Origin of the sequence: Micromonospora sp. NBC_00858, assembly GCF_045207365.1 — a bacterium.
In the GTDB taxonomy this organism is placed as follows: Bacteria; Actinomycetota; Actinomycetes; order Mycobacteriales; family Micromonosporaceae; genus Micromonospora.
The window spans coordinates 4,288,790-4,312,339 of sequence record NZ_CP108828.1; the positions used below are offsets into that span (position 1 = coordinate 4,288,790).

At 69.7% G+C, this 23,550-nt stretch carries 20 protein-coding genes; 2 read left to right on the forward strand and 18 right to left on the reverse strand.

Features of this window, described 5'->3' with window-relative positions:
* Positions 1-47: 47 nt before the first annotated feature.
* From OG990_RS19930 to OG990_RS20015, 18 genes are all read right to left on the reverse strand, one after another.
* Complete coding sequence (locus tag OG990_RS19930; RefSeq protein ID WP_328425400.1) at positions 48-1,409, reverse strand: sugar ABC transporter substrate-binding protein; 1,362 nt, start codon at positions 1,407-1,409, stop codon at positions 48-50.
* Between the two features lie 54 nt (positions 1,410-1,463).
* Positions 1,464-2,225, reverse strand: coding sequence for a DeoR/GlpR family DNA-binding transcription regulator (locus OG990_RS19935; protein WP_328425398.1), 762 nt, complete (start codon positions 2,223-2,225; stop codon positions 1,464-1,466).
* A gap of 347 nt (positions 2,226-2,572) precedes the next feature.
* A complete protein-coding gene (gene mmsB / locus OG990_RS19940; RefSeq protein WP_355612300.1) occupies positions 2,573-3,823 on the reverse strand; it encodes a multiple monosaccharide ABC transporter permease in 1,251 nt (416 codons plus the stop codon).
* Entirely contained in the window at positions 3,820-5,358 is a 1,539-nt protein-coding gene (mmsA, locus tag OG990_RS19945) for a multiple monosaccharide ABC transporter ATP-binding protein (RefSeq protein WP_328425394.1), read from the reverse strand. The genes mmsB and mmsA overlap by 4 nt, the downstream gene beginning before the upstream one ends.
* A 79-nt stretch (positions 5,359-5,437) precedes the next feature.
* Positions 5,438-6,580: a multiple monosaccharide ABC transporter substrate-binding protein gene (chvE, locus tag OG990_RS19950; protein ID WP_406076694.1), complete on the reverse strand. Its 1,143-nt coding sequence runs from the start codon at positions 6,578-6,580 to the stop codon at positions 5,438-5,440.
* A gap of 213 nt (positions 6,581-6,793) precedes the next feature.
* A complete protein-coding gene (locus tag OG990_RS19955; RefSeq protein WP_328425391.1) occupies positions 6,794-7,783 on the reverse strand; it encodes a LacI family DNA-binding transcriptional regulator in 990 nt (329 codons plus the stop codon).
* 363 nt (positions 7,784-8,146) lie between these two features.
* Positions 8,147-9,649 (reverse strand): L-arabinose isomerase, encoded by a 1,503-nt coding sequence (gene araA, locus OG990_RS19960; protein ID WP_406076696.1) that lies wholly within the window; start codon positions 9,647-9,649, stop codon positions 8,147-8,149.
* 26 nt (positions 9,650-9,675) lie between these two features.
* Positions 9,676-10,665, reverse strand: a complete 990-nt coding sequence (gene yjfF / locus OG990_RS19965; protein ID WP_328425387.1) for a galactofuranose ABC transporter, permease protein YjfF — start codon at positions 10,663-10,665, stop codon at positions 9,676-9,678.
* Positions 10,662-11,732 (reverse strand): ABC transporter permease, encoded by a 1,071-nt coding sequence (locus tag OG990_RS19970; protein WP_355612287.1) that lies wholly within the window; start codon positions 11,730-11,732, stop codon positions 10,662-10,664. The genes yjfF and OG990_RS19970 overlap by 4 nt, the downstream gene beginning before the upstream one ends.
* Positions 11,729-13,270: a sugar ABC transporter ATP-binding protein gene (locus tag OG990_RS19975; protein WP_406076698.1), complete on the reverse strand. Its 1,542-nt coding sequence runs from the start codon at positions 13,268-13,270 to the stop codon at positions 11,729-11,731. The genes OG990_RS19970 and OG990_RS19975 overlap by 4 nt, the downstream gene beginning before the upstream one ends.
* Before the next feature lie 87 nt (positions 13,271-13,357).
* Positions 13,358-14,356 (reverse strand): ABC transporter substrate-binding protein, encoded by a 999-nt coding sequence (locus OG990_RS19980; RefSeq protein WP_386988868.1) that lies wholly within the window; start codon positions 14,354-14,356, stop codon positions 13,358-13,360.
* A gap of 130 nt (positions 14,357-14,486) precedes the next feature.
* On the reverse strand, positions 14,487-15,179 hold the full coding sequence (locus tag OG990_RS19985) for an L-ribulose-5-phosphate 4-epimerase (RefSeq protein ID WP_386988870.1): 693 nt from the start codon (positions 15,177-15,179) through the stop codon (positions 14,487-14,489).
* Entirely contained in the window at positions 15,176-16,858 is a 1,683-nt protein-coding gene (gene araB, locus OG990_RS19990; RefSeq protein ID WP_406076700.1) for a ribulokinase, read from the reverse strand. Before araB ends, OG990_RS19985 begins: the two co-directional genes overlap by 4 nt.
* A gap of 178 nt (positions 16,859-17,036) precedes the next feature.
* On the reverse strand, positions 17,037-17,825 hold the full coding sequence (locus OG990_RS19995; RefSeq protein WP_355612272.1) for an ABC transporter permease: 789 nt from the start codon (positions 17,823-17,825) through the stop codon (positions 17,037-17,039).
* A complete protein-coding gene (locus OG990_RS20000; RefSeq protein WP_328425373.1) occupies positions 17,822-18,778 on the reverse strand; it encodes an ATP-binding cassette domain-containing protein in 957 nt (318 codons plus the stop codon). Before OG990_RS20000 ends, OG990_RS19995 begins: the two co-directional genes overlap by 4 nt.
* A 41-nt stretch (positions 18,779-18,819) precedes the next feature.
* Positions 18,820-19,662, reverse strand: a complete 843-nt coding sequence (locus OG990_RS20005) for a DUF4097 family beta strand repeat-containing protein (protein ID WP_406076702.1) — start codon at positions 19,660-19,662, stop codon at positions 18,820-18,822.
* Positions 19,663-19,736: 74 nt separating this feature from the next.
* Positions 19,737-20,261 carry a hypothetical protein gene (locus OG990_RS20010; protein ID WP_328425369.1) on the reverse strand — a complete coding sequence of 175 codons (525 nt, stop codon included), beginning with the start codon at positions 20,259-20,261 and terminating at the stop codon, positions 19,737-19,739.
* Positions 20,262-20,336: 75 nt separating this feature from the next.
* Positions 20,337-21,551 (reverse strand): FUSC family protein, encoded by a 1,215-nt coding sequence (locus OG990_RS20015; protein WP_406076703.1) that lies wholly within the window; start codon positions 21,549-21,551, stop codon positions 20,337-20,339.
* 18 nt (positions 21,552-21,569) lie between these two features.
* Here OG990_RS20015 and OG990_RS20020 point away from each other — a divergent pair, with 18 nt between their 5' ends.
* Positions 21,570-22,667 carry a sigma-70 family RNA polymerase sigma factor gene (locus OG990_RS20020; RefSeq protein WP_406081826.1) on the forward strand — a complete coding sequence of 366 codons (1,098 nt, stop codon included), beginning with the start codon at positions 21,570-21,572 and terminating at the stop codon, positions 22,665-22,667.
* Between the two features lie 33 nt (positions 22,668-22,700).
* Positions 22,701-23,549, forward strand: coding sequence for a YybH family protein (locus OG990_RS20025; protein ID WP_406076705.1), 849 nt, complete (start codon positions 22,701-22,703; stop codon positions 23,547-23,549).
* Position 23,550: the final 1 nt, after the last annotated feature.

Here is a 23,550-nt window from a genome sequence, read left to right on the forward strand (position 1 = left end):
CTACGGTGGCGCCGGTCCCGCACGGCGGGACCGGCACCACCCGACGGTTACTTGCCGCGGTACTTCTCGGCGACCTGCTCGGCGAGCCGTTGCCCGTCGGCGAGCGCCTGTTCGACGGAGGTCCGGCCGGCGATCGCCGAGCTGACGCCCTGGGAGACCTGGGTGCCGAGGTCGGTGAACTCCGGGATGCCGACGAACTGGATGCCGGGTGCCGGCCGCGGCTGCACTCCCGGGTTGCTCGGGTCGGCGGTGGTGATGGCCTGCTCGGTCACCTTGTAGAAGGCGGCCGCCGCCTGCTGGTACTGCGGGTTGGCGTACAACGAGGCCCGCTTGCCGTCCGGCACCTTGGCCCAGCCGAGCTGGCTGCCGACCAACTGCTCGTACTCGGAGCTGGACGCCCAGGAGATGAACTTCCACGCGTTGTCCGCGTTCTTGCTGGCCTTCTGGATGCCCCAGGCCCAGGTGTAGAGCCAGCCGGAGCTGGCTGTCCGGTTCACCGGAGCCAGGGCGTACCCGGCCTTGCCGGCGACCGGCGAGGAGCTGGCCTCGATGGACCCGGCGGCGGAGGTGGCGTCGTACCACATGGCGACCTTGCCCTGGATGAAGTTGTTCAGGCACTCGGTGAAGCCGGCCTGCGGCGCGCCAGCCTCACCGTGCTTACGCACGAGGTCCACGTAGAACTTGGTGGCCTGGGTGAACTCCGGGGAGTTGACCTGAGCCTGCCAGTCCTTGGTGAACCAGGTCCCGCCGAAGGTGTTCACCACCGTGGTCAGCGGCGCGAAGAGCTGGCCCCAACCCGGCTGGCCACGCAGGCAGATGCCCTTCATGCCGGGCTGTGCCCCGTCGGCCTTCGCGGCCAGGTCCGCGACCTGCTGCCAGGTCGGCTTCTCGGGCATCGTCAGGCCCTTGGCGGCGAACACGTCCTTGCGATACATGAGGAAGGAGGACTCGCCGTAGAACGGCTCCGCGTACAGCTTGCCGTCGGCCGCGGTCAGCGACGCGGTCATCGGCGGCAGGATGTCGGCCTGGTTGAACGCGCTGTCCTTGGCGACGTGGTCGTCCAGCGGGGTCAGCCAACCGTTCTTCGCGTAGAACGGCACCTCGAAGTTGCTGATGGTGGCGACGTCGTACTGGCCGGCCTGGCTGGAGAACTCCTGACTGATCTTGTCGCGGACGTCGTTCTCCGGCAGCACCGTGTAGTTGACCGTGATGCCGGTCCGCTTGGTGAAGTTGTCCGCGGTCAGCTTCTGGATGTCCATCATCTGCGGGTTGTTGACCATGAGGACGTTGATCGTCTTTGCGCCGCCGGCGTCACCTCCGCCACCGGCGCCGCTACAGCCGGCGGTTGCCAGGACGGTGGAGGCGGCCGCCAGGACGGCGACGGCGATTGTTCGGGCACGATGAGGCACAACGAACCTCCCAGATGGCGGTCGGGTGATGGCGGTGTGGTTTTTCGGTCGGGGTCAGACCCGGATGACCTGCGGCCCCAGAACGGAGTACCGGTGCGCCTCGGCGGCACCGAGGTGGGCGTCGGTGACGATGGCCTCCAGATCGGCGATCTCCGCGAAGCGACAGAAGCTGCTCGCGCCGAACTTGGTGTGCAGGCCGACGAAGATGCTGCGCCGGGCCGCCCGCATGGCACGTGACTTGACGTGGGCCACGGCGGGATCGGGTGTGGTCAGCCCGTGCTCGCGGCTGATCCCGTTGGCGCCGACGAAGGCCAGGTCGATGACGAAGCCGGCCAGCATGTCACCGGCCCAGTGGTCCACCGTGGCCAGTGTCCGGCCGCGGACCCTGCCGCCGAGCAGCAGGACGGTCACCGCCGGGGCGGTGGCCAGGCCGGCGGCCGTGATCAGCGACGCGGTGATCACGGTCAGCCGCCGGTCCCGGGGCAGCGCCTCGGCGATCAACTGAGGGGTGAAGCCCTCGTCGATGAACACCGTCTCCGCGTCCTGGAGCAGACCGACGGCAGCCGCGGCGATCCGGCGCTTGTCATGCACCCGCCGGGTCGTCCGCACCGCCAGGCTGCTCTCGAAGCCCGCGCTCTCCACCGGGTAGGCACCCCCGTGAGTACGCCGCACGAGCCCGTGTTCCTCGAGAACCCGCAGGTCCCGACGAATGGTCTCGGGAGCCGCGACCAGCTCGACGGCGAGCTTGGCGACCAGCACCTGACCCTCGGCGCGGACCAGCTCCAGGATCCGATGCCGCCGCTCCTGAGCCTGCATTCCGCACCTCCTCCGCTGGCACCGCTTTGTCTGGGTCCTGTCTAACACCGGCGCATCGATGTGGCGAGACTCACAGGGGTCGCTCCGGTGCCCGGGTTGTGCCCGGGTCGGACGCGCGCCTCGGCGTTACGACCTGACATCCGGCGATTCGACGGCCCGACCCGGTGACCGAATCGGCCCGCTTACCTGCCCGCCTGGTGACCGATCTTGGATGACGGCCCTCACCCACCGGGCCGGAGGACCTCCCTCAAACGCTGTCGAGCTGCCCCAGATGTGGGGCAGCTCGACAGGAAGGGCGCAGGGACGGGTTCAGCCCCAGAGGCGCGACGGCACGCGCCGTCCCGGCGTCAGCGGGCCGCGCCGGCGCGTCGCTTGTTGTAGACGTCGAAGGCCACGGCGACGAGCAGGACGAGCCCCTTCACCACCGACTGCGTCGACTGGTCGACACCCATCAGCTGCATGCCGTTGCTCATCACCGCCATGATCAGACCACCGACCATCGCGCCCACCACCGTGCCCACCCCGCCGGTGACCGCCGCGCCACCGATGAACGCCGCGGCAATCGCGTCCAGCTCGAACATGTTGCCGGCGGCGGGCTGAGCGCCATTGGACCGCGAGGAGTAGATGACGCCAGCGACCGCCGCGAGGAAGCCCATGTTGACGAACATCCAGAAGTTGACGGTGCGGACCTTCACTCCGGAGAGCGCCGCCGCCGAGAGGTTGCCGCCGATCGCGTAGACCTGGCGACCGAAGACGGTACGCCGGGTGAGCAGGCCGTAGACCAGGACGAGGACCGCCAGGACGATCAGCACGATCGGGAGCCCACGGGCGTGCGCCAACTGCCAGGCGAAGTACATGATGACCGCGCCGACGACGGCGACCCGGGCGACGAACAGCGGGAACGACTCGACGGGCTGCTGGTACCGGATGCGCGCGACGCGGGTGCGGAAGCCGCTCACCGCGTACCCGGCCACGGCTACGGCGCCGATCAGCAGCGTGAAGGCGTCGTAGCCCTGCCCGCCGAGCAGTCCGTTGAGGAATCCCGCCGCGACGCGCTGGTACTCGGCCGGGAACGGCGACAGCGAGATGTTGTCGAGCACCCGCAGGGTGAGGCCACGGAACAGCAGCATCCCGGCCAGGGTCACGATGAAGGCCGGGATGCCGGCGTACGCGACCCAGAAGCCGTGCCAGGCGCCGACCGCGACGCCGACGGCCAGTGCGGCCAGGATGCCGACCCACCACGGGTAGCCCTGCTGGATCACCAGGACGGCGGAGACCGCTCCGGTCAGCGCGACCACCGACCCCACCGACAGGTCGATGTGCCCGCCGATGATCAGGATGACCATCCCGATCGCGAGCACCAGGATGTACGAGTACTGCAGGACGATGTTGGTGATGTTCCCGGGGCTCAGCGACACCCCGTCGGTCAGGATCGCGAAGAGCGCGACGATGACGACCAGGGCGACGTAGATCCCGCTCTGCCGCAGGTTGTTCAGCACCAGTGCCCGCAGGTCGCTCGTCCCGGTGTGCAGGGCGGCGGCCGGCGCGCCGTCCGGGGGCGTCGGGCGCTCCGTCGAGGGGGTCTTGATGCTGGTCATCCCACGAACTCCTTGTCCTTGGTCATCAGCTCCATGAGGCTCTCCTGGGTCGCCTCGCCCACCGGCTTCTCACCGGTGATCCGGCCCGCGGCGAGGGTGTAGATGCGGTCACACATCCCGAGCAGCTCCGGCAGCTCGGAGGAGATGATGATCACCGCCTTGCCGTCGGCCACCAGCCGATTGATGATCGTGTAGATCTCGAACTTGGCTCCGACGTCGATCCCGCGTGTCGGTTCGTCCAGGATCAGCACGTCCGGGTCGGTGAAGAGCCACTTCGACAGCACGACCTTCTGCTGGTTGCCGCCGGAGAGCTTGCCGACGACGGCCATGACGCTGGGCGTCTTGATGTTCATCTCCCGCCGGCTCGCCTCGGCGACCTTGATCTCCTCGTTGCCGTTCACCCAGCCCAGCCGGGCCAGCCGGTCGAGGGCGGCGGCGGAGACGTTGCGCCGGACGTCGTCGATGAGATTCAGGCCGAACCGCTTGCGGTCCTCGGTGACGTAGGCGATGCCGTTGTCGATCGCCTCCGCGACGGTACGGGCGCTGATCTCCCGCCCGTGCACGAACAGCCGGCCTTTGATGTCGCGGCCGTAGGACCGGCCGAACACGCTCATCGCCAGCTCGGTCCGCCCAGCCCCCATCAGCCCCGCGACGCCGACGACCTCACCGGCCCGTACGGACAGGCCGACGCCCTCGACGACCATCCGGTCCTGGGTCGGGTGCCGCACCGTCCAGTCCTCGATCCGGAGCACCTCCTCGCCGGGTGACGACTCCCGGTCCGGGTAGAAGCTGTCCAGGTCGCGCCCGACCATGCCCCGGATGATCCGTTGCTGGGTCACGTCGTCGGCTCGCATGTCGAGGGTCTCCACCGCGCGCCCGTCCCGGATGACCGTGGTCGAGTCGGCGATCGCGGTGATCTCGTTGAGCTTGTGGGAGATCATGATGCAGGTGATCCCCTGGTCCTTGAGCTGTCGCAACAGGTCGAGCAGGTGAGCCGAGTCGACGTCGTTGAGGGCGGCGGTCGGCTCGTCCAGGATGAGCAGGCGCACCTTCTTCGACAACGCCTTGGCGATCTCCACCAGCTGCTGCTTGCCCACGCCGAGCTGGATGACCGGGGTGACGGGGTTCTCGTGCAACCCGACGGACGCCAGCAGCTCGGCCGCCTCGGCGTTGGCCCGGTTCCAGTCGATGAGCCCGCTGCGGCCGCGACGTTCGTTGCCGAGGAAGAGGTTCTCGGCGATCGACAGGTACGGCACCAGGGCGAGTTCCTGATGGATGATGACGATGCCGTTGGCCTCGCTGTCCCGGATGCCGCGAAACTGCATCGGCTTGCCGTCGAACAGGATCTCGCCGTCGTACGAGCCGGACGGGTGGACGCCGGACAGCACCTTCATCAGGGTCGACTTGCCGGCGCCGTTCTCACCACAGATGGCGTGGATCTCGCCCCGGCGCACCGCGAGGGTGACGTCCTCCAGCGCGGTCACCCCGGGGAAGGTCTTCGTGATGCGGCGCATCTCGAGGATGGTGTCGTCCATGCTCACTGTCCTCTGTCAGGTACGGACGCGGTACTCCGTGGCGCCGGGCTCGGCGGTGGCCGCCGAGCCCGGCGGACGGTCAGTTCTTGGCCTGACCGGCGGCGACCTCTTCGGCCGTCCAGTAGCCCGAGTCGATGAGCGCGGTCTTGATGTCGTCCTTGTAGACGGTCGCGATCGGCAGCAGGTACGACGGCACGACCTTCACGCCGTTGTTGTACGTCTGCGTGTCGTTGGCCTGCGGCTGCTTGTCCTGCAGGAACGCCTCGGAAGCGTTCACGGCCTGCTCGGCCAGCAGACGGGTGTCCTTGAAGACGGTGCAGGTCTGCACGCCGTCGTTGATCAGCTTGATCGAGGCGATCTCGGCGTCCTGGCCGGTCACCGCCGGGAGCTTCTTACCCGCCTTGCCGTAGCCGGCGTTCTGCAGGGCGGTGATGATGCCCCGGGAGATGCCGTCGTACGGCGACAGGACGCCGTCGACCCGCGAGCCGTCGTTGTAGCTGGAGGTGAGCAGGTCCTCCATCCGCTTCTGCGCGGTCTCCTGCTGCCACCGCAGGGTCGCCACCTGCTCGGCGGTGGTCTGGCGCGACTTCACCTTCAGGGTGCCGGCGTCGATGAACGGCTTCAGCGTGTCCGTGGCCCCGCCGAAGAAGTACTGGGTGTTGTTGTCATCCAGCGACCCGGCGAAGAGTTCGATGTTGAACGGGCCCTTCGCCGTGCCCTTCGAGCCGTCCTTGTTCAGCAGACCGAGACCGACCAGCAGACCGGTGCCCTGGGCGACGCCGACCTTGTAGTTGTCGAAGCTGACGTAGAAGTCGACGTTCTTGCTGCCGCGGATCAACCGGTCGTAGGCGATGACCGGGATCTTCGCGTCGGCGGCGGCCTGCAACTGGCCGCTGAGCGCCGTGCCATCGATCGCCGCGATGACCAGGACGTCCGCGCCCTGGGTGATCATCTGGTCGACCTGCTGCGACTGGGTCGGGATGTCGTCGCCCGCGTACTGGAGGTCGACCTTGTAGCCCTTCGCCTCCAGCTTCTCCTTCACCGCTTTGCCGTCGGCGATCCACCGCTCCGAGGTCTGGGTCGGCATCGAGACACCGATGGTCAGGTCGCCGGGCTTCTCTTCGCTGGTGTCACCGCCGCTGCCAGCACCCTCGCCACTGCACGCCGCCAGGCTCAGCGCCAACACCGCGCCGCCGAGAGCAACCAGGAATTTCCTGCGCACGGGTTTCTCCTCTCCGGACTCCCCGCCGACCGCCGGGGCAAGCTGTCACCTTTCGGGTAGTGTTAGCGCTCACACAGCACACGTCAACACCTTCTCGGAAATCCCGGCGCCACAGTCTCGTAACGGAAGCCACCCGGCGAGCGAGGCCGCTCGCGCTCCCTCCACTCCGGACCGGAGCCGCCCGGCGAGGCTGGGCGGCAGGAGCGGGAGCCGTCAGCGGCGGGGCGGCGCGGCGACGCTGTCGCGGGCGACCAGGGTCGGGGCGATGGTCTGCCGCAGCGCCCCTCCGGTGCCCGTCTCGATCTGGGTCAGCAACAGCTGAAGACTCGCCCGAGCCACCGCGTCGAAGTCCGGCCGGACGGTGGTCAGCGGCGGGATGAAGTACGCCGCCTCCGGCACGTCGTCGAAGCCGACCACGCTGATCTCGTCCGGCACACGCCGACCGAACTCGTGCAACGCCCGCAGCACGCCCAGCGCGAGATGGTCGTTGGCGGTGAAGATCGCGGTGACCTCCGGCATCCGCGCCAACATCTGCCCGCACCGGTATCCCGAGGCCGCGGACCAGTCCCCCGGCATCAGCGGTGGGAGCTCCGCCCCCGCTGCCGCCAATGCCTCCCGCCAGCCCTCGATCCGACCGACGCTGTCGAACCAGTCGGACGGCCCCGACACGTGCCAGACCGTGCGGTGCCCGGCATCGAGCAGGTGCTGGGTCGCCGCCCGGGCACCAGCCGCCTGGTCGACCGTCACCAACGGCACCGGCCGGCGCGGATCACCGTCGACGGTGACCAACGGGACGTCCTTGGGCAGACGTTCCAGAGCCTCACCGGCCGACTCGACCGGCGCGATGACGACGATGCCAGCGACCCGGTGCGACAGGTGCCGCTCCACCGCAGCCGAGATGGAACGGTGGTCCAGGTCCCGCACACTGCCCACACTGACCGCGAAACCCTCTTCCGCGGCGGTCTGCTCCAACGCGGCCAGCAACGACGCCGGACCGTACAACGTCGTGTTCTGCGCGACCACGCCGATGACCTGCGACCGGCCGGTCACCAACGCACGCGCCGCGCCGTTGGGCCGGTAACCGAGCTCGGCGATCGCCGCCCGCACCCGCAGCCGGGTCTGCTCACGCACGTTGGGGTGCCCGTTGAGCACCCGCGACACCGTCTGGTGGGAGACACCGGCCAGACGAGCGACGTCCGTCATCGCCGGACCGTGCACGGCCATGTCACTCCCCCCGCCCACGACGTCGAAGCTGCGGCCCGCCGACGTCGACCGGGGCGGCCCGGGCCCCGATCCTCCGGCTCACCCACCGAACCGGTGCTGAATCCCTGGTGACCAGCGCTGATTGCCGACAGCCTACGCCAACAGCCCTCGTCGACCCGGCGCGGCCGAGCCGGGACGGCGGAGCATGCGGGACGCGGGCAGCGACGTTCTCGTGGTACGGCATGGCAGCTCGGACTCCTTCCACCGGGAGGGCATTCCGTCGCCGGCGCGGGGTGGCCCGATCCCTACCCGCCCGGCGAAGGCAGGGACGGGCCATCCGTCATGGCTGCGCGGGCCGCGAGGTCAGAAGCCGCGGGCCAGCCGGTAGTACGCCTGGTTCCAGCGGATCTCGTTGGCGAAACGGCGGGGCTCGGTGTCGGCGTCGATGACCACGAGTTCGGTCCGGCTCATCTCGGCCAGGTCGTGCAACTCCGCCACGCCCACCGCCTGCGACAGCACCGTGTGGTGCGGCGCGCCCGCGGTGATCCACGCCTCGGCCGACCCGGGCAGGTGCGGTCGTGGACGCCAGACGGCCCGGGCCACCGGCAGCCGCCGCAACGGCTGCGGCGGAGACACCACGTCGATCTCGTTGGCCACCAGCCGGAAGCGATCCCCCATGTCGGCCAGCCCGAGCACCACCGCCGGACCGGGTGCGGCGTCGAACACGAGCCGGACCGGATCCTCCCGACCGCCGATGTTCAGCGCGTGGATCTCCACGTCGGGCACGCCCGCCGCGATCGTCGGGCAGACCTCGAGCATGTGGGCACCGAGCACCAACTCCTCGCCCGGGGTGAGGTCGTAGGTGTAGTCCTCCATGAACGACGTGCCGCCGTCCAGGCCGACCGACATTGCCTTGAGGGTGTGGACCAGGACGGAGGTCTTCCAGTCGCCCTCGCCGCCGAAGCCGTAGCCGTCCGCCATCAGCCGCTGCACGGCGATGCCGGGCAACTGACGCAGGCCGCCGAGATCCTCGAAGTTGGTGGTGAACGCCCGGAACCCGCCCTCGTCGAGGAAGGCACGCATGCCAAGCTCCAGGCGGGCGGCGTACCGCAGCGAGTCGTGCCGCTCACCGCCGGGACGCAGCTCGGGGACGATGCGGTAGCTGTCGTCGTACTCCTTGACCAGGTCGTCCACCTGGGTGTCGGCGACCTCGTCGACCACCTGGACCAGGTCGTTGACGCCGTAGGTGTTGACCGAGACCCCGAAGCGCAGCTCCGCCTCGACCTTGTCGCCCTCGGTCACCGCGACGTCGCGCATGTTGTCGCCGAAGCGGGCCAGACGCAACGACCGCATCGCCGACCAGCCGACTGCCGCCCGGGCCCAGGCCCCGACGCGGCTCGTCACCCGCGGGTCGCTGACATGCCCGGCGACGGTCTTGCGGGCCACACCAAGGCGGGTCTGGATGTACCCGAACTCCCGGTCGCCGTGGGCGGCCTGGTTCAGGTTCATGAAGTCCATGTCGATCTCGTCCCACGGCAGCAGGACGTTGGCCTGGGTGTGCAGATGCAGCAGCGGCGTCTGCAGCGCGTCCAGGCCGGCGATCCACATCTTCGCCGGGGAGAAGGTGTGCATCCACGCAACGACCCCGATCGCGCCCTGTGCGGCGGCATCGCGGCAGACCCGCAGAATGTCACCGCTGTTGGTCAGGACCGGCTTCCAGACCACCCGGGCGGGAATCTGCGGCGAGTCGTTGAGCACGGCCGCGATCAGACGGGACTGCTCGGCCACCTGCCGGAGCGTCTCCTCGCCGTACATGCCCTGGCTGCCGGTGAGGAACCAGATCTCGGGTTCGGTGCGTGGTGCCATGGGGTTGCCTTCCGCGAGAGGGGCGGTCACTTGTAACGGATTCCGATGAGGCGCTGAAGGAGGATGAACGCGAAGAGCAGACCCCCGATCACGATCTTGGTCCACCAGGAGTTGAGGCTCCCGTCGAAGGTGATGAGCGTCTGGATCACGCCCAGGACCAGCACGCCGAGCACGGTGCCGAGGACGTATCCCGAGCCACCGGTGAGCACGGTGCCGCCGATCACGACCGCGGCGATGACGTCCAACTCCATGCCGACGGCGATCAGGGGCGCACCGGAGAGGGTGTAGAACGACAGCAGGATCCCGCCGATGGCGGAGCAGAGACCACTGATCGTGTAGACGGCGATCCGGGTACGCCCCACCGGCAGGCCCATCAGCAGCGCCGACTGCGGGTTACCGCCGATGGCGTACACGTTGCGCCCCAGCCGGGTGTAGGCCAGCGTGTAAGCGGCGACGGCGACCACGGCGAAGGCGATGAGCACGCTGATCGAGACGAAGTTGCCCCGGGGATCGCCGACCCGCTCCTGCGACATCCTGGTCCAGAACCCGTCGGTGATCGGGATGGACGACCCGGAGATGAACGTGCACATGCCCCGGGCGAAAAACATCCCGGCGAGCGTGACGATGAACGGCTGGATGTCGAAGAAGTGGATGGCGCAGCCCATCAGCAGGCCGAGCGTCGGCCCGATCAGCAGCGCGATGACGAGCACGAGCGCCGCCGGTAGGCCCTGCTGGAGCAGCGAGGCCGACACCATGGCCGTCATGGCGACGACGGACCCGACCGACAGGTCGATGCCGCCGGTGAGGATCACGAAGGTCATCCCCACCGCGACGACGAGCAGGAAGCCGTTGTCGATGAAGACGTTGAAGATGACCTGCACGTTGGAGAACGCCTGGTACTGGGACACGCCGATGCCGTACATCACCAGGAGCAGGGCGAGCGTGGCCAGAACCGGCACCTGCCGCCGTGGCAGCCGGATCCGGGGCCGACGGGCGGTGAGCGATCCAGTGGTCATGCCGGCACCTGCTCCTTCGGCTTGTCGGCAACGGCGCCGCGCGGCGGGGCACCGCTCCTTCGGCGGGTGAAGCGGGCCCGGAAGGCCGGGGCCTGGATGAGGCAGACGGCGATGACGACGACCGCTTTGAACAACAGCGCGGTCTGCGGCGAGATGTTCATGGCGTACACCGTGGTGGTCAGGGTCTGGATGATCAGCGCGCCGAGGATCGTGCCGCTGAGAAAGAACCGGCCGCCCGCGAGGGACGTGCCGCCGATGACGACCGCGAGAATGGCGTCGAGCTCCACCCAGAGGCCGGCGGCGTTGCCGTCGGCGCTGGAGACGTTGGCCGTCATCATGAAACCGGCGATCGCGGCGCAGCCGGCGCTGAGCACGTACGCGAGAAAGATGACCCGGCCGGAGCGGATGCCGGCCAGCCGGCTGGCCTCGGCGTTACCGCCCACCGACTCGATGATCATGCCGAGCGCGGTGCGGCGTGTGAACGCGCCGACGAGCAGGGCCGCCGCCAGCGCGATGAGGATGGCCAGTGGCAGGGTCAGCACGTGGCCCAGCCCGATCGCCCGGTACGGGCCGGAGTTGATGGTGATGATCTGGCCCTCGGTGATCAGCTGCGCGAGCCCTCGGCCGGCCACCATCAGGATCAGCGTGGCGATGATCGGCTGGATACCGATCACCGCGACCAGCACCCCGTTCCAGGCGCCGAGCACGAGCGCGACCCCGAGCGCCATCGCGAGCGCGGTCAGCACCACGGGAAGGCTGTTCTGGTCGGGCTGTTGGCTGATGTACATGCAGGCGATCGCGCCACTGATCGCGCACAGCGAGCCGACCGACAGGTCGATGCCGCCGGTCGAGATGACCACGGTCATGCCCAGCGCCACGAGGATCAGCGGCGCGCTCAGCCGCAGAATGTCGATCGGCGTGCCGTACAGGTGCCCGTCGGTGACCTCGATGGACAGGAACCCGGGCCGGTAGATCGTGTTCGCGGCCAGCATGACGACCAGCACGGCGGCGGGCCAGAACAGCCGGTGAGCGGTCAGCGCCCGGTAGCGGCCCATGGTGTCGTTCATCGGTCTGCCTCCTCCCGGTGGGACCCGCTCGCGATGGTCTGCATGATGCGGTCGGCATCGAGGGTGTCGTCGTTGGCGAGCTGCGCGACCAGTTGCCGGTCACGCATCACGGCCACCTTGTGGCTGAGGCGCAGCACCTCCTCCAGCTCGGCGGAGATGAACAGCACGGCCATCCCGCCGTCGGACAACTGCGTCACGAGCTTCTGGATCTCGGTCTTCGCGCCGATGTCGATGCCCCGGGTGGGTTCGTCGAGGATCAGCAGCCGCGGCTCGGTGATCAACCACCGGGCCAGGAGCACCTTCTGCTGGTTGCCGCCGGAGAGATTGCGCACCGGCACCTCCGGGTCGGACGGCCGGATGCTGAGGGCCTTGATGTACTTCTCCACCAGCTCGTCCTGGCGGCGGCGCGGGACGGGCCGCAGCCAGCCGCGGGCGGCCTGCATGGCGAGGATCAGGTTCTCGCGCACCGACAGGTCGGCGACGATGCCCTCCGCGCGGCGGTTCTCCGAGCAGAAGCCGATGCCGTGGCCGATGGCCTGGGCGGGGGTGCGGAGGCTGCTCGTGGTGCCGTCCACCGTGACCTGTCCGCCGTCGGCCCGGTCGGCGCCGAACAACAGCCGGGCCACCTCGGTACGCCCGGAGCCCAGCAGGCCAGCCAGGCCGACCACTTCCCCGGCGTGGATGGTGAGGCTGAACGGCTCGACCGCTCCGGAGCGGCCGAGGCCTGACACGGCAAGGAGCGGGGTGCCCTCTTCCAGGGCCGTCACGTCCCGCCGGGAGTGCTCCTCGATGCTTTCGAGCACGTCGAGTTCCTTGCCGATCATCTTCTCGACCAGCGTGAGCTGGGGTAGCTCGGCGATCGGGTACTCGCCGACGAGCCCGCCGTTGCGCAGCACGGTGATGCGATCGGCGATCTCGTAGACCTGGTCGAGGAAGTGGGTCACGAAGAGGATCGCGATGCCCTCGTCGCGGAGCTGACGCATGATGCGGAACAGCTGCGCGACCTCACCGGCGTCGAGGCTGGAGGTCGGCTCGTCCAGGATCAGCACCCGGGCCTGGATGTCGATCGCGCGGGCGATGGCGACCATCTGCTGAATGGCGACGGAGTACGTCCCGAGCGGTGCGCTGACGTCGAGGTCGAGGTCGAGGCGGGTCAGGAGGGCACGGGCTCGGCGGCGGACCTCGCCCCAGCGGACCGCGCCGAGCCGGCGAGGTTCGCGCCCGATGAAGATGTTCTCCGCCACCGAGAGGTTGGTGCAGAGGTTGACCTCCTGGTAGACGGTGCTCACCCCGGCGGCCGTGGCCTGCATCGGCCCGGTGAAGGACACCGGTTCGCCGTCGAGGGTGATCACGCCCTCGTCGGTGTCGTAGACGCCGGTCAGGACCTTGATGAGGGTCGACTTGCCGGCGCCGTTCTCGCCCATCAGGGCGTGCACCTCGCCGGGGAGAAGCCGGAAGTCGACGTCGTGGAGTGCGCGCACCCCGGGGAAGGACTTGCTGATCCCGGTCATCGTCAGGACCGGACGACTATCCGTCATCCCATCAGACCTCTTCTGGTTGTCGACGTGGACGTGCCCTGGCGACGAGGCGGGGCCGCCACGCGAGCGCGGCGACCCCGGCGTCGATCAGTACTTGCGGTTGGGCAGTGCCTCCTTGGCCTGCTCCTGGGTGAAGGTGGTCTCCTCGGTCTCGATCCGAGCCGGCACCTCCTCGCCCGCGTGGACCTTCTTCGTCAGGTCCATCAACTGCGGGCCGAGCAGTGGGCTGCACTCCGCGATGAAGTTGAACTTGCCGTCGGCGAGGGCCTGCATGCCGTCCTTGACGGCGTCGACCGTGATGATGGTGATGTCCTTGCCGGGCACCTTGCCGGCGGCGGTGATCGCCTCCAGCGCGCCCAGGCCCATGTCGTCGTTGTGCGCGAACAGCACGTCGATCTTCGGGTTGGCCTTGAGGAACTGCTCCATGACCTGCTTGCCGCCGGCCCGGGTGAAGTCGCCCGACTGGGACGCGACGACCTTCAGGTTCGGGTTGGCGGCGATCGCCTCGGCGAAGCCCTTCTTGCGGTCATTGGCCGGCGCCGCGCCGGTGGTGCCCTGCAACTCGACGATGTTCACCGGCCCGGACGCGGTCTTCTTCTGCTCGACCAGCCACTCCCCGGCGAGCCGGCCCTCCTTGACGAAGTCCGAGCCGATGAAGGTCTTGTAGAGGGACTTGTCGGCCGAGTCGACCGAGCGGTCGGTCAGGATCACCGGGATGCCGGCGTCCTTGGCCTCCTTGAGCACGGTGTCCCAGCCCGACTCCACCACCGGCGAGAAGGCGATCACGTCGACCTTCTGCTGGATGTAGTTGCGGATCGCCTTGATCTGGTTTTCCTGCTTCTGCTGCGCGTCGTCGAACTTCAGCTCGATGCCGGCCGCGGCGGCGGAGTCCTTGATGGAGGTGGTGTTCGCGGTACGCCAGCCGCTCTCCGCACCGACCTGGGAGAAGCCCAGGGTGATCTTTCCGTCGTCGGCTGCCCCGCCGGTGTCGCTGTTGCCGCAGGCGGCCACGCTGCCGACGAGCAGCACGCTGGCGAGGACCGCCGCGGCGCGCCACGGAGCGGAGGGCGTTCGCATCTTTCGCATCGGATCTCCTTGGCTCGGGGTGGTGGGTGACCGCGCCAACCGCCGACGTGCGGAGAGCGGCGTACGCGGGTGGTGCGTACTGGTACCTCGGTGGTGCCGGCCGGCGGATCCGGGCGTGGCCGGTGGCCGGTCAGGAACCCGCCGGTGAGAGCGGTTGTTGGCCGTAGACGTTCTGGTAGCGGTGGTAGAGCGCGTCGATGTCGGCCTGCGCGATCGGCACCGGCTGCCCGAGTGCGCGAGCCAGGTGCGCGGTGCGGGCGACGTCCTCGCACATGACCGCGGCCTTGACCGCCGCGCGGGCGTCACGACCGACGGTGAAGACGCCGTGGTTGCGCATGAGCACCGCGGGTGAGCGATGCCCGGCGAGCGTGGCGACGATGCCCTTGCCGATGTCGTCACCACCGATCAGGGCGAACGGGCCCACCGGGATCTCCCCGCCGAACTCGTCGGCCTGGGCGGTCAGGTGGCAGGGGATCGCCTCCCCCCGGGCCGCCCAGGCGGTGGCGTAGCTGCTGTGCGTGTGGACGACCCCGCCGACCTCCGGCATCGCCCGGTAGACGTAGGCGTGGGCGGCGGTGTCGCTGGACGGGGCGAGGTCGCCCTCGACGAGGACGCCATCGAGGTCGCAGACCACCATGGTGTCCGCCGAGAGTTCGTCGTAGCCGACGCCGCTGGGCTTGATGACCATGAGGTCCAGACCGGAAACCCGCGCGGAGATGTTGCCGGCCGTCCAGGCCACCAGGCGGTACCGGGTCAGTTCGGCGTGCAGCCGGGCGACCGTCTCGCGCAGTTCGCCGATCTGTCGGCTCACCTCGGCGTTCACGCGACCACCTCCAGCGCTGTCTCGTGCGTGGCCACACCGGTCCCGAGGGCGGCGTTGCGGATCGTCCGCAGGCGGAGCATGACGTCGTTGCCACCGCGACCGAAGTGGTCGTGCAGCGCCCGGTACTCGGCATAGAGGGCGTCGTACGCCCGTGCCCGATCGGGATCCGGCCGGTGGACAGCCTCGTGCACCCGGCCCATCGCCCGCGACGCCTCGTGGATCGAGGGGTACTCGCCAGCGGCGACGGCGGCGTGGATCGCCGACCCGAGCGCCGGCCCCTGCGCGGAGCCGATGATGCTCAGCGGCCGGTTGGTCACGTCGGCGTAGATCTGCATCAGCAGTTCGTTGGAGGTGAGACCGCCGGCGATCACCAGGTCGTCCACCGCCACGCCGGCCTCGACGAACGCCTCGATGATCATCCGCGTGCCGTACGCCGTGGACTCCAACAGCGCCCGGTAGATGTCCTGCGGCCGGGTGGCCAGGGTCATCCCGACGATCATCCCGCTGAGGTCGTGGTTGACCAGCAGCGAGCGGTTTCCGTTCCACCAGTCCAGCGCGACCAGGCCGTGCGCGCCGACCGGCTGGCTGGCGGCCAACTCCGTGAGGCGTTCGTGCGAGTCGAACCCGGTCGGGGCGGCGTGCTCGACGAACCAGCCGAAGATGTCGCCGACTCCGCTCTGCCCGGCCTCGTAACCCCATGCGCCGGGGCTGATGCCACCGTCGACGACGCCGCACATCCCGGCCACCTCGGCGAGGTGTGCGCCGTTGACCACGTGGCAGGTCGACGTGCCCATGATCGCCACGAGCCGACCGGGCTCCACGGCCTGCGCGGAGGCCGCCGTGACGTGCGCGTCGACGTTGCCGGCGGCCACCGCGATCCCCTCCGGCAGGCCGGTCCAGGCCGCGGCACGGGCGGTGAGCGAGCCGGCCCGGGCGCCGAGGGGCAGCAGTGGGCCGTCCAACTTGGCCACGAAGTCGGCGAAGCCGGGGTTGAGCGCGGTCAGGAAACCCGCCGACGGGTACCGGCCATCCTGCCGGATCCCCTTGTAACCGGCCGTACAGACGTTCCGGGTCTCGGTGCCGCTGAGCTGCCAGACGATCCAGTCCGCGGCCTCGATGAAACGTTCGGCCCGGTGGTAGACCTCGGGGTCCTCTTCCAGGATCTGCAGGCCTTTGGCGAACTGCCACTCGGCGGAGATCTTGCCGCCGTACCGGCCGATCCACGGCTCGGCACGATCGTGCGCCAGGGCGTTGATCCGGTCAGCGTGCGGCTGGGCGGCGTGGTGCTTCCACAGCTTGACCCAGGAGTGCGGGCGGTCGCGCAGCTCCGGCACCTCGCACAACGGAGTGCCGTCGGCGAACGTCGGCAGCACGGTGCAGGCGGTGAAGTCGATGCCGATGCCGACGATCGCGGCGGGGTCGACCCCGGCGGCGGACACGGCCGCCGGTACGGCGTACCGCAGCACGTCGCGGTAGTCGTCCGGATTCTGCAGGGCCCAGTCCGGCGGCAGTGGCCGGCCTCCGGGAAGCGCCGCGCTGATGACTCCGTCGCGGTACTCGTGCACCGCGGTCCCCAACTCGGCGCCGTCACCGACACGGACCACCAGGGCTCGCCCGGACAGGGTGCCGAAGTCGACGCCGACGACGTAGCTTTCGCCGGCTCCGTCCACACGGGTCATGTCCACCTCCACCGTTGACGGACCCAGTGTTAACGCTCACATCCAAAGCCGTCAAGACATCTGCCCGCAACAGCTTCGCAACGTCCGCGGGTGCCCACGGTGCTCCCGGCAGACCCGAGCATGAACCGACGGCCCGGCTGGTCAGCCGGGCCGTCGGTCTTCGGTGGATTGGCCGGGATCAGCCCGCGGCCCTGCGCTTGTACAGCGCCTTGGCCCAGAAGAAGCAGAGCACGGAGATGGTGGCGCACCAGCCGACCGCGAGGATCGCGTTGTTGCCGATCCCGGTGCCGAGCAGCAGGCCGCGAATGGTCTCCATGACCGGCGTGAAGGGCTGGTAGTCCGCGAACCACCGTACCGCGGTGGGCATGGAGTCGGTGGGGACGAACCCGCTGCCGAGGAACGGCAGCAGCACCAGCGGCATCGGCAGGTTGCTCGCCGTCTCGACACTCTCGCTGACCAGGCCGAGCGCCACCGACAGCCAGGTGAGCGCAAAGGTGATCATGGCCAGGACGCCGATCGCGGCGAGCCACTCGATCGGGTTGGCGGTCGGTCGGAACCCGACCAGCAGTGCCACGCCGGTGACGGCCGCGAGACTGATCAGTGTCTGGAACAGGCTGCCCAGCACGTGGCCGGTGAGGACCGACGGTCGGAAGATCGCCATGGTGCGGAACCGGGCGATGATGCCCTCGGTCATGTCCATGGCAATCGAGATGGCGGTGCCCTGCGCCCCGCTGACCACCGTGATGATCAGGATGCCAGGGGTGACGTAGTTGGCGTACTGGGCACGGTCGCCGGAGGGCCCGAGGCCGGCGCCGAGCGTGCCACCGAAGACATAGACGAAGAGCAGCAGAATGATGACCGGGATGCCGACGAGCATGAGGGTCATCGACGGATAGCGCCGCATGTGCAGGAGGTTGCGCCGCAGCATCGTGCTCGAGTCACGGACGGCAAGAGAGAGCGTGGTCATCGCGCCATGGCCCTTTCGTTGTCGGGTTGGCCGGTGAGGGCAAGGAAGACGTCATCGAGATCGGGGGTGTGCAGGGCGAGGCCGGCCACGCTGACCGAGGCCCGGTCGAGTTGGTCGAGCAGGGACCGCAGCGACCCGACCCCGCCGTCGCTCGGGACCTGCAGGGTGAGCGCCGTGTCGTCGCGGGTGGCCGTCGCGAGCGTGCGGGCGGCCGCGTCGAGCCCCGCCAGGTCGGCGAACTCCAGCACGACGTGTCCACCGGGGATGAGCCGTTTGAGCTCGTGCGGGGTGCCCTCGGCGATCAGGCGGCCGTGGTCGAGGAACGCGACCCGGTCGGCGAGTTGGTCGGCCTCCTCCAGGTACTGCGTGGTCAGGAAGATGGTGACGCCATCCGCCACGAGGTCACGGATGATCTGCCACATGGCGCGGCGGCTGCGCGGGTCGAGGCCGGTCGTCGGCTCGTCGAGGAAGATGAGGCGGGGCTCCCCCACCAGGGTCATCGCGAGATCGAGCCGCCGGCGCATGCCGCCGGAGTAGGTCGACACCGGCTTGCTCGCCGCCTCCACCAGGTCGAACTGGTCGAGCAGTTCGGCGGTGCGCCGCCGGCCGGCCGCCCGGTCCAGGTGGCACAGGTCGGCCATCAGGTTCAGGTTCTCCTGACCGGTGAGCAGGTTGTCGACGGCGGAGAACTGGCCGGTGACGCCGATCAGCTCGCGTACGGCGTCGGGCTCTCGGGTGAGGTCGTGGCCGGCGATGCGGGCTTCGCCGCTGTCGGCATTGATCAGAGTGGACAGGATCTGCACGGCGGTGGTCTTGCCGGCGCCGTTGGGGCCGAGCAACGCGAAGATCGTTCCTTCGGCGATCTCCAGGTCGATGCCCTTGAGCACGACCTTGTCGCCGTAGGACTTGCGCAGGCCGGTCGCGATGATCGCGGGCCGGGTGGGTCGGGCCATGGTCTCCTCGATTCGTGGACGGTCTCGCCGTGCGCGGTCCATCAGGCGCGGCGGATCATGATGTCGCCGTAGGCGGTGCTCGCCCGGACCTCGACCGTTTCGTCGGTCTGCCCCGGGCTGTCTGTCGTGTCGAGCGCGTTGTGCACCCGGCCATGGCGGGAGCTGACGTCGAGCCAGGCGGCGGTCCCGCGGCGGACGCCGACCTCGATGGCCCCGTAGGAGGTCTGCACCTCGATCGACCCCCGCACGACCCCACCGAGGCGGACGTTGCCGTAGGCCGTGCGCGCCTCCACCGAGGCCATCGGCTCGTCGACGGCGATGTCGCCGTAGGCGGTGTTGAGCCGGACGTCGCCGTTGCTCTGGCCGATCCAGCAGTCGCCGGAAGAGTTCTTGATCTCGGCGGTGCCGTCGACCACGCCGATGCGTACCTTGCCGGAGGACGCCTTCACCTGGGCAGATCCGGCGACGTGCTCGACGGTGACCTCGCCGTGGCTGCTGTCGATGTCCACCGGCCCGGTCCGGTCGAGCCGGATCGCGCCACCGGTCTTGACGTTGCACTCGCCGAGCCGCCCCTCGCAGCGGAAGGCCGCCCAGGATGCCTTGGCGTCCACCCGCGATCCACTCGGCACCTCGATCAGGAGGTCGACCGAGGGTCCGGCTCCGGGGCCGAAGCGACGCCAGCTCTTCGGCGCTTTGATCATCAGTTGGCCGGCGGCGTACTCGACGGTGGTCTGCTCGGAGGCGCTCACGTCGGCCTTGCTCGACGGGTCACGGGGCCGCACCCGCACGACGGTGTCGGTGCGGTCGGTCGCGGCGATCCAGGCGTCGCCGACGGGCAGCTCGATCTGGACGGAGATGGGCTCTGGCGTATCGAAAACAGGCATGGTGGTCTCCCGGAATGTGGGCAGCGGGCATCGCTGCAGGTGAGCGGCGGGAAGAAAGAAGAAGGGGTACGCGGTCAGCGCGCCCAGCCGGTGAAGTGCTGGCCGGAGCGCGGCTCCGTCCGGCGGGTCGGACGACGATCTGGATCGCCCGCCCCGATGGCGCCGGCGACAGCACGCACCAGCCAGGCGTTGACCGACAGCCCGGCGCGGCCGGCGGCCTCTTCGACGCTGGCCTTCAGGTGGTCGGGGAGGCGGAGGTTGATCCTCGACGTGCCGCCGTCGTCACCCTCGGGTGTGAGCACCGGCGCTGGCTGCGCGGGCGCGCGGGTCTGCTCGCCAGCGCCGTCGACCGGCGGGCTGGCCGGCGTCACCACGAAGTCGGGCTCGCGACCGCGCAGCCGTACGTGCACCGAACCCGGGGCGAGCTCGCGGGTGATCTCGTCGGCCGCGTCGGACAGGGCCTCGAGCAGCGTGAGGCGGGTCGCGGCCTCCAACTGGGTGAAGAGCCGCTCGGCCAGCGCGCGACCGTCCTGGTCGACGCCCTCCGCGGCCACAGCGAACTCGTTTCGCAGGTTCTCGACGTACGGCCTCAGTTCCATGGCACCATCATGGCACCACTTTGGCTCAGCCGCAACACCCCTTGGCTCACGATGGTGCCACCAGGTAGGAACCGATCAGTCCCCGCGGCCCCCGATGGGCGACGTCAACTCGCCGAAGGCGCGCCTGACCAGGAGGTTCGCGTCCTCCTGGTCCAGCCCGGTAGCCACCAGCAGGTCACTGACGGCCGTTCGGACCTGCGCGACCACGACGGCACCGGAGAAGCCGACCCCCTCCCGGTAGGCATCACCGGCCGCACAGACCGCTCGCAGCGCCTGATCCCGCGCTTGCCGCGGTTCGTCGCCGACGGCGAACTGCCGTTTCAGGAGCCGGACCGCCTCGGCCAGGCAGGCGACCGCCCTCGGCATCGGCTCCGGGACCGGCTCGCCGTCCTCGATGAGACTCACCGCCCTGCGGATCAACGTCCCGCTGTTGCGCATCGCCCGGTCGATCGGTTCCGCCGCATGCGCGAACCGGCCCACCGGCCCGTGCCGCTCGTGCCAGTGCACCGGCGAGAGGGTGCTGGCCTCCCGGGCGCCCTGGGTCGCCTCGACGAGTGCCTTCAACTCGTCCTTGTTCTGCCGCAGCTCGGCCAGGGCCGTACGCGCCGCAGCGGCATCGCGTTCGGTCAGCGCGCCGGCGGTGGCGTCGAGTTGGGTGCTGAGGAGATCCAGCGCCGGCCGCGCGGCCCGGTTGAGCACCCGCAGGGGGTTCAGCGGCAGCAGCACCGCGGTCACCAGCAGCGCCACCCCTCCCCCCACGAGCGCGTCCACGAACCGGGGGATCTCCAGGTCACGCACGGATGGGCTGAGCGTGGTGATGAGCACCGCGGTCGCCCCGGCCTGGACCACCACCGCCGCACTGCTGACGAGGAACAACGCGACGAGGATCGCCAGGACGACGACCACGGCGAGCTGCCACCACCCGGTGCCGATCACGACGAGCAGCAGGTCACCGATCAGCACCCCGACGGTCACCCCGATGATCAGCTCGACGGTGCGGCGCAGGCGTTGGCCGACCGACGCGGCGAGGGTCGACACCGCGGAGATCGGCGCGAACAACGGCTGCGAGATGTGCAGCAGGTCGTGCGCCACCAGCCAGGACAGCGTCGCGGCCAGGCCGGCCTGCACGGCGAGCCCGCCCATGGCGCGTACCCGACGCAACCGGTCCCGCACGGTGGCCGCCGAACGGCCGCGAAGCCGGGCGACGATCGCCGCCAGGCCGGTCTGGGCGGTGTCGTCGGTGCGGGTCGAGGCTCCCCTGTCCGCTTCGTGCCGACCCGCATCGACCATGGCGGCACCTACCCCGCCATGCCCGGATCAATCCTGGCAGCCGTCGCCGCAGCCAGCGGTCAGCTCGCGGGCGACCGGACGTCGGCCGTGGTGAATGTAGGCTCTACCACCGTGACGTTCGTCCTGCTGGTCGAGGCATACCGCGACGAGCTGACGGCCCACTGCTACCGGATGCTCGGCTCCTTCCACGACGCTGAGGACGCGGTGCAGGAGACCTTCACGCGGGCCTGGCAGAGCGGGGACCGGTACGAGGATCGCGGCACGCTGCGAGCCTGGCTCTACAAGATCGCCACCAACCGGTGCCTCACCATGATCGAACGCCGGGGTCGGCGCCGGGAGTTGCCCACCGACCTCACGCCGGGGGCGGCGGCGCTGGCCGAAACCGCCTGGCTCGGGCCGTACCCGGACCGGCGGTCGGCCCCTGCCGGGGAACTGGACCCGGCGCAGCGGATGGTGGAGCGCGAGCATCTGGAGCTCGCGTTCGTCGCATCGCTGCAGCACCTGCCCGGCCGGCAGCGGGCCGTGCTGCTGTTGCGGGACGTGCTCGGCTACCCCGCCGCCGAGGTCGCCGATCTGCTCGACACCTCCGCCGCGGCGGTCAACAGTGCCCTGCAACGGGCCCGCCGGGTGGTCGACGCGCTGCGCCCGACCGCCACCAGCCAGCAGACGGAGTTGAGCGGCCTCGGCGACGAGAAGGTACGCGAGGTGGCCCGGCGGTACGTGGCCGCGTGGGAGCGGGGCGACGTCGACGCCATCCTGGCGATGCTCACCGACGACGCCCGGTACTCGATGCCGCCGCTGCCCCGGTGGTACGAGGGCCACGAGGGCATCCGAGGGTTCCTGCTGGACGGCCCGCTGGCGGTGCGGTGGCGGTTCGTCCCGACGTACGCGAACGGGCAGCTCGCCTTCGGGACCTACCTCTGGGATCCGGAGACGTCTGTCTTCACCGCGGCGGCACTGGACGTCGTCGCGCTGCGCGGCACCATGATCGCCGAGGTGGTGTCGTTCCTAACCCCGGAGACCGTCCGGATGTGCGGCCTCGGCATGGAACTCGGGCAGGACGAGGAAAGTTGGTCAGTACGCGGCGATGAGTTCGTCGCTCCGCGCGGGTTGTAGAGGTGAGAGCTACCCGACCCACGAGGGGACATCATGGCCGACGACGAGACACAGATCCGCGAACTGATCGAACGCTGGACGCGGGCGGTCCATGCCGGTGACCTGCCCGGCGTCCTCGCCGACCACGCCGAGGACATCGTCATGTACGACGTCCCCCCGCCATACCAGGGCGTCGAGGGCATTGAGGCGTACGAGCGGAGCTGGCCCGACTTCTTCCGGTGGCAGGCATCGGGCGCCACGTTCGAGCTGGCCAGCCTCGACATCACCGCGGGCGACACCGTCGCCTACGCCCACGCGCTGCTGCGCTGCGGCACCCCCGCCGACCTGGCGAAGAGGCCGGAGTTCCTGCTGCGCCTGACCCTCGGCCTGCGCAAGGAGGGCGGCTCGTGGATCGTCGCCCACGAGCACCACTCGTTCCCCGACGACAACGGCACGGACGAGCGCGAAGAATCCGAACGCGAGGTGCGGGCGCTGCACCGGCGCTGGTTCGAGGCCACTGCGGCGAAGGACCTCGACGGCCTCATGGAGCCCATCGCCCCGGCCGTCGTGTCGTACGAACACGAGCAGCCGCTGGAGTACGTCGGCCGGGACCAGGTCCGCGAGGTCTGCGCCAGCGGCCTCGACGCCAGCGGCGGCACCGTCACCTGGGAGGTTCCCGATCTGGCGGTCGTCGTCCGCGACGACCTGGCCGTGTCATGGGGCCTGAACCGGATGACCGCGCAACAGGAGGACGGCACCACCAGCGAGAGCTGGTCGCGGGGCACGCGGGTGTTCCACCGGACCGACCACGGCTGGGAGATGGTCCACCAGCACGTGTCGTTCCCGCTCGACCTGGAGACCGGGCTGGCGAGGACGGACCTGATGCCCACCCGGGCGCACTAGC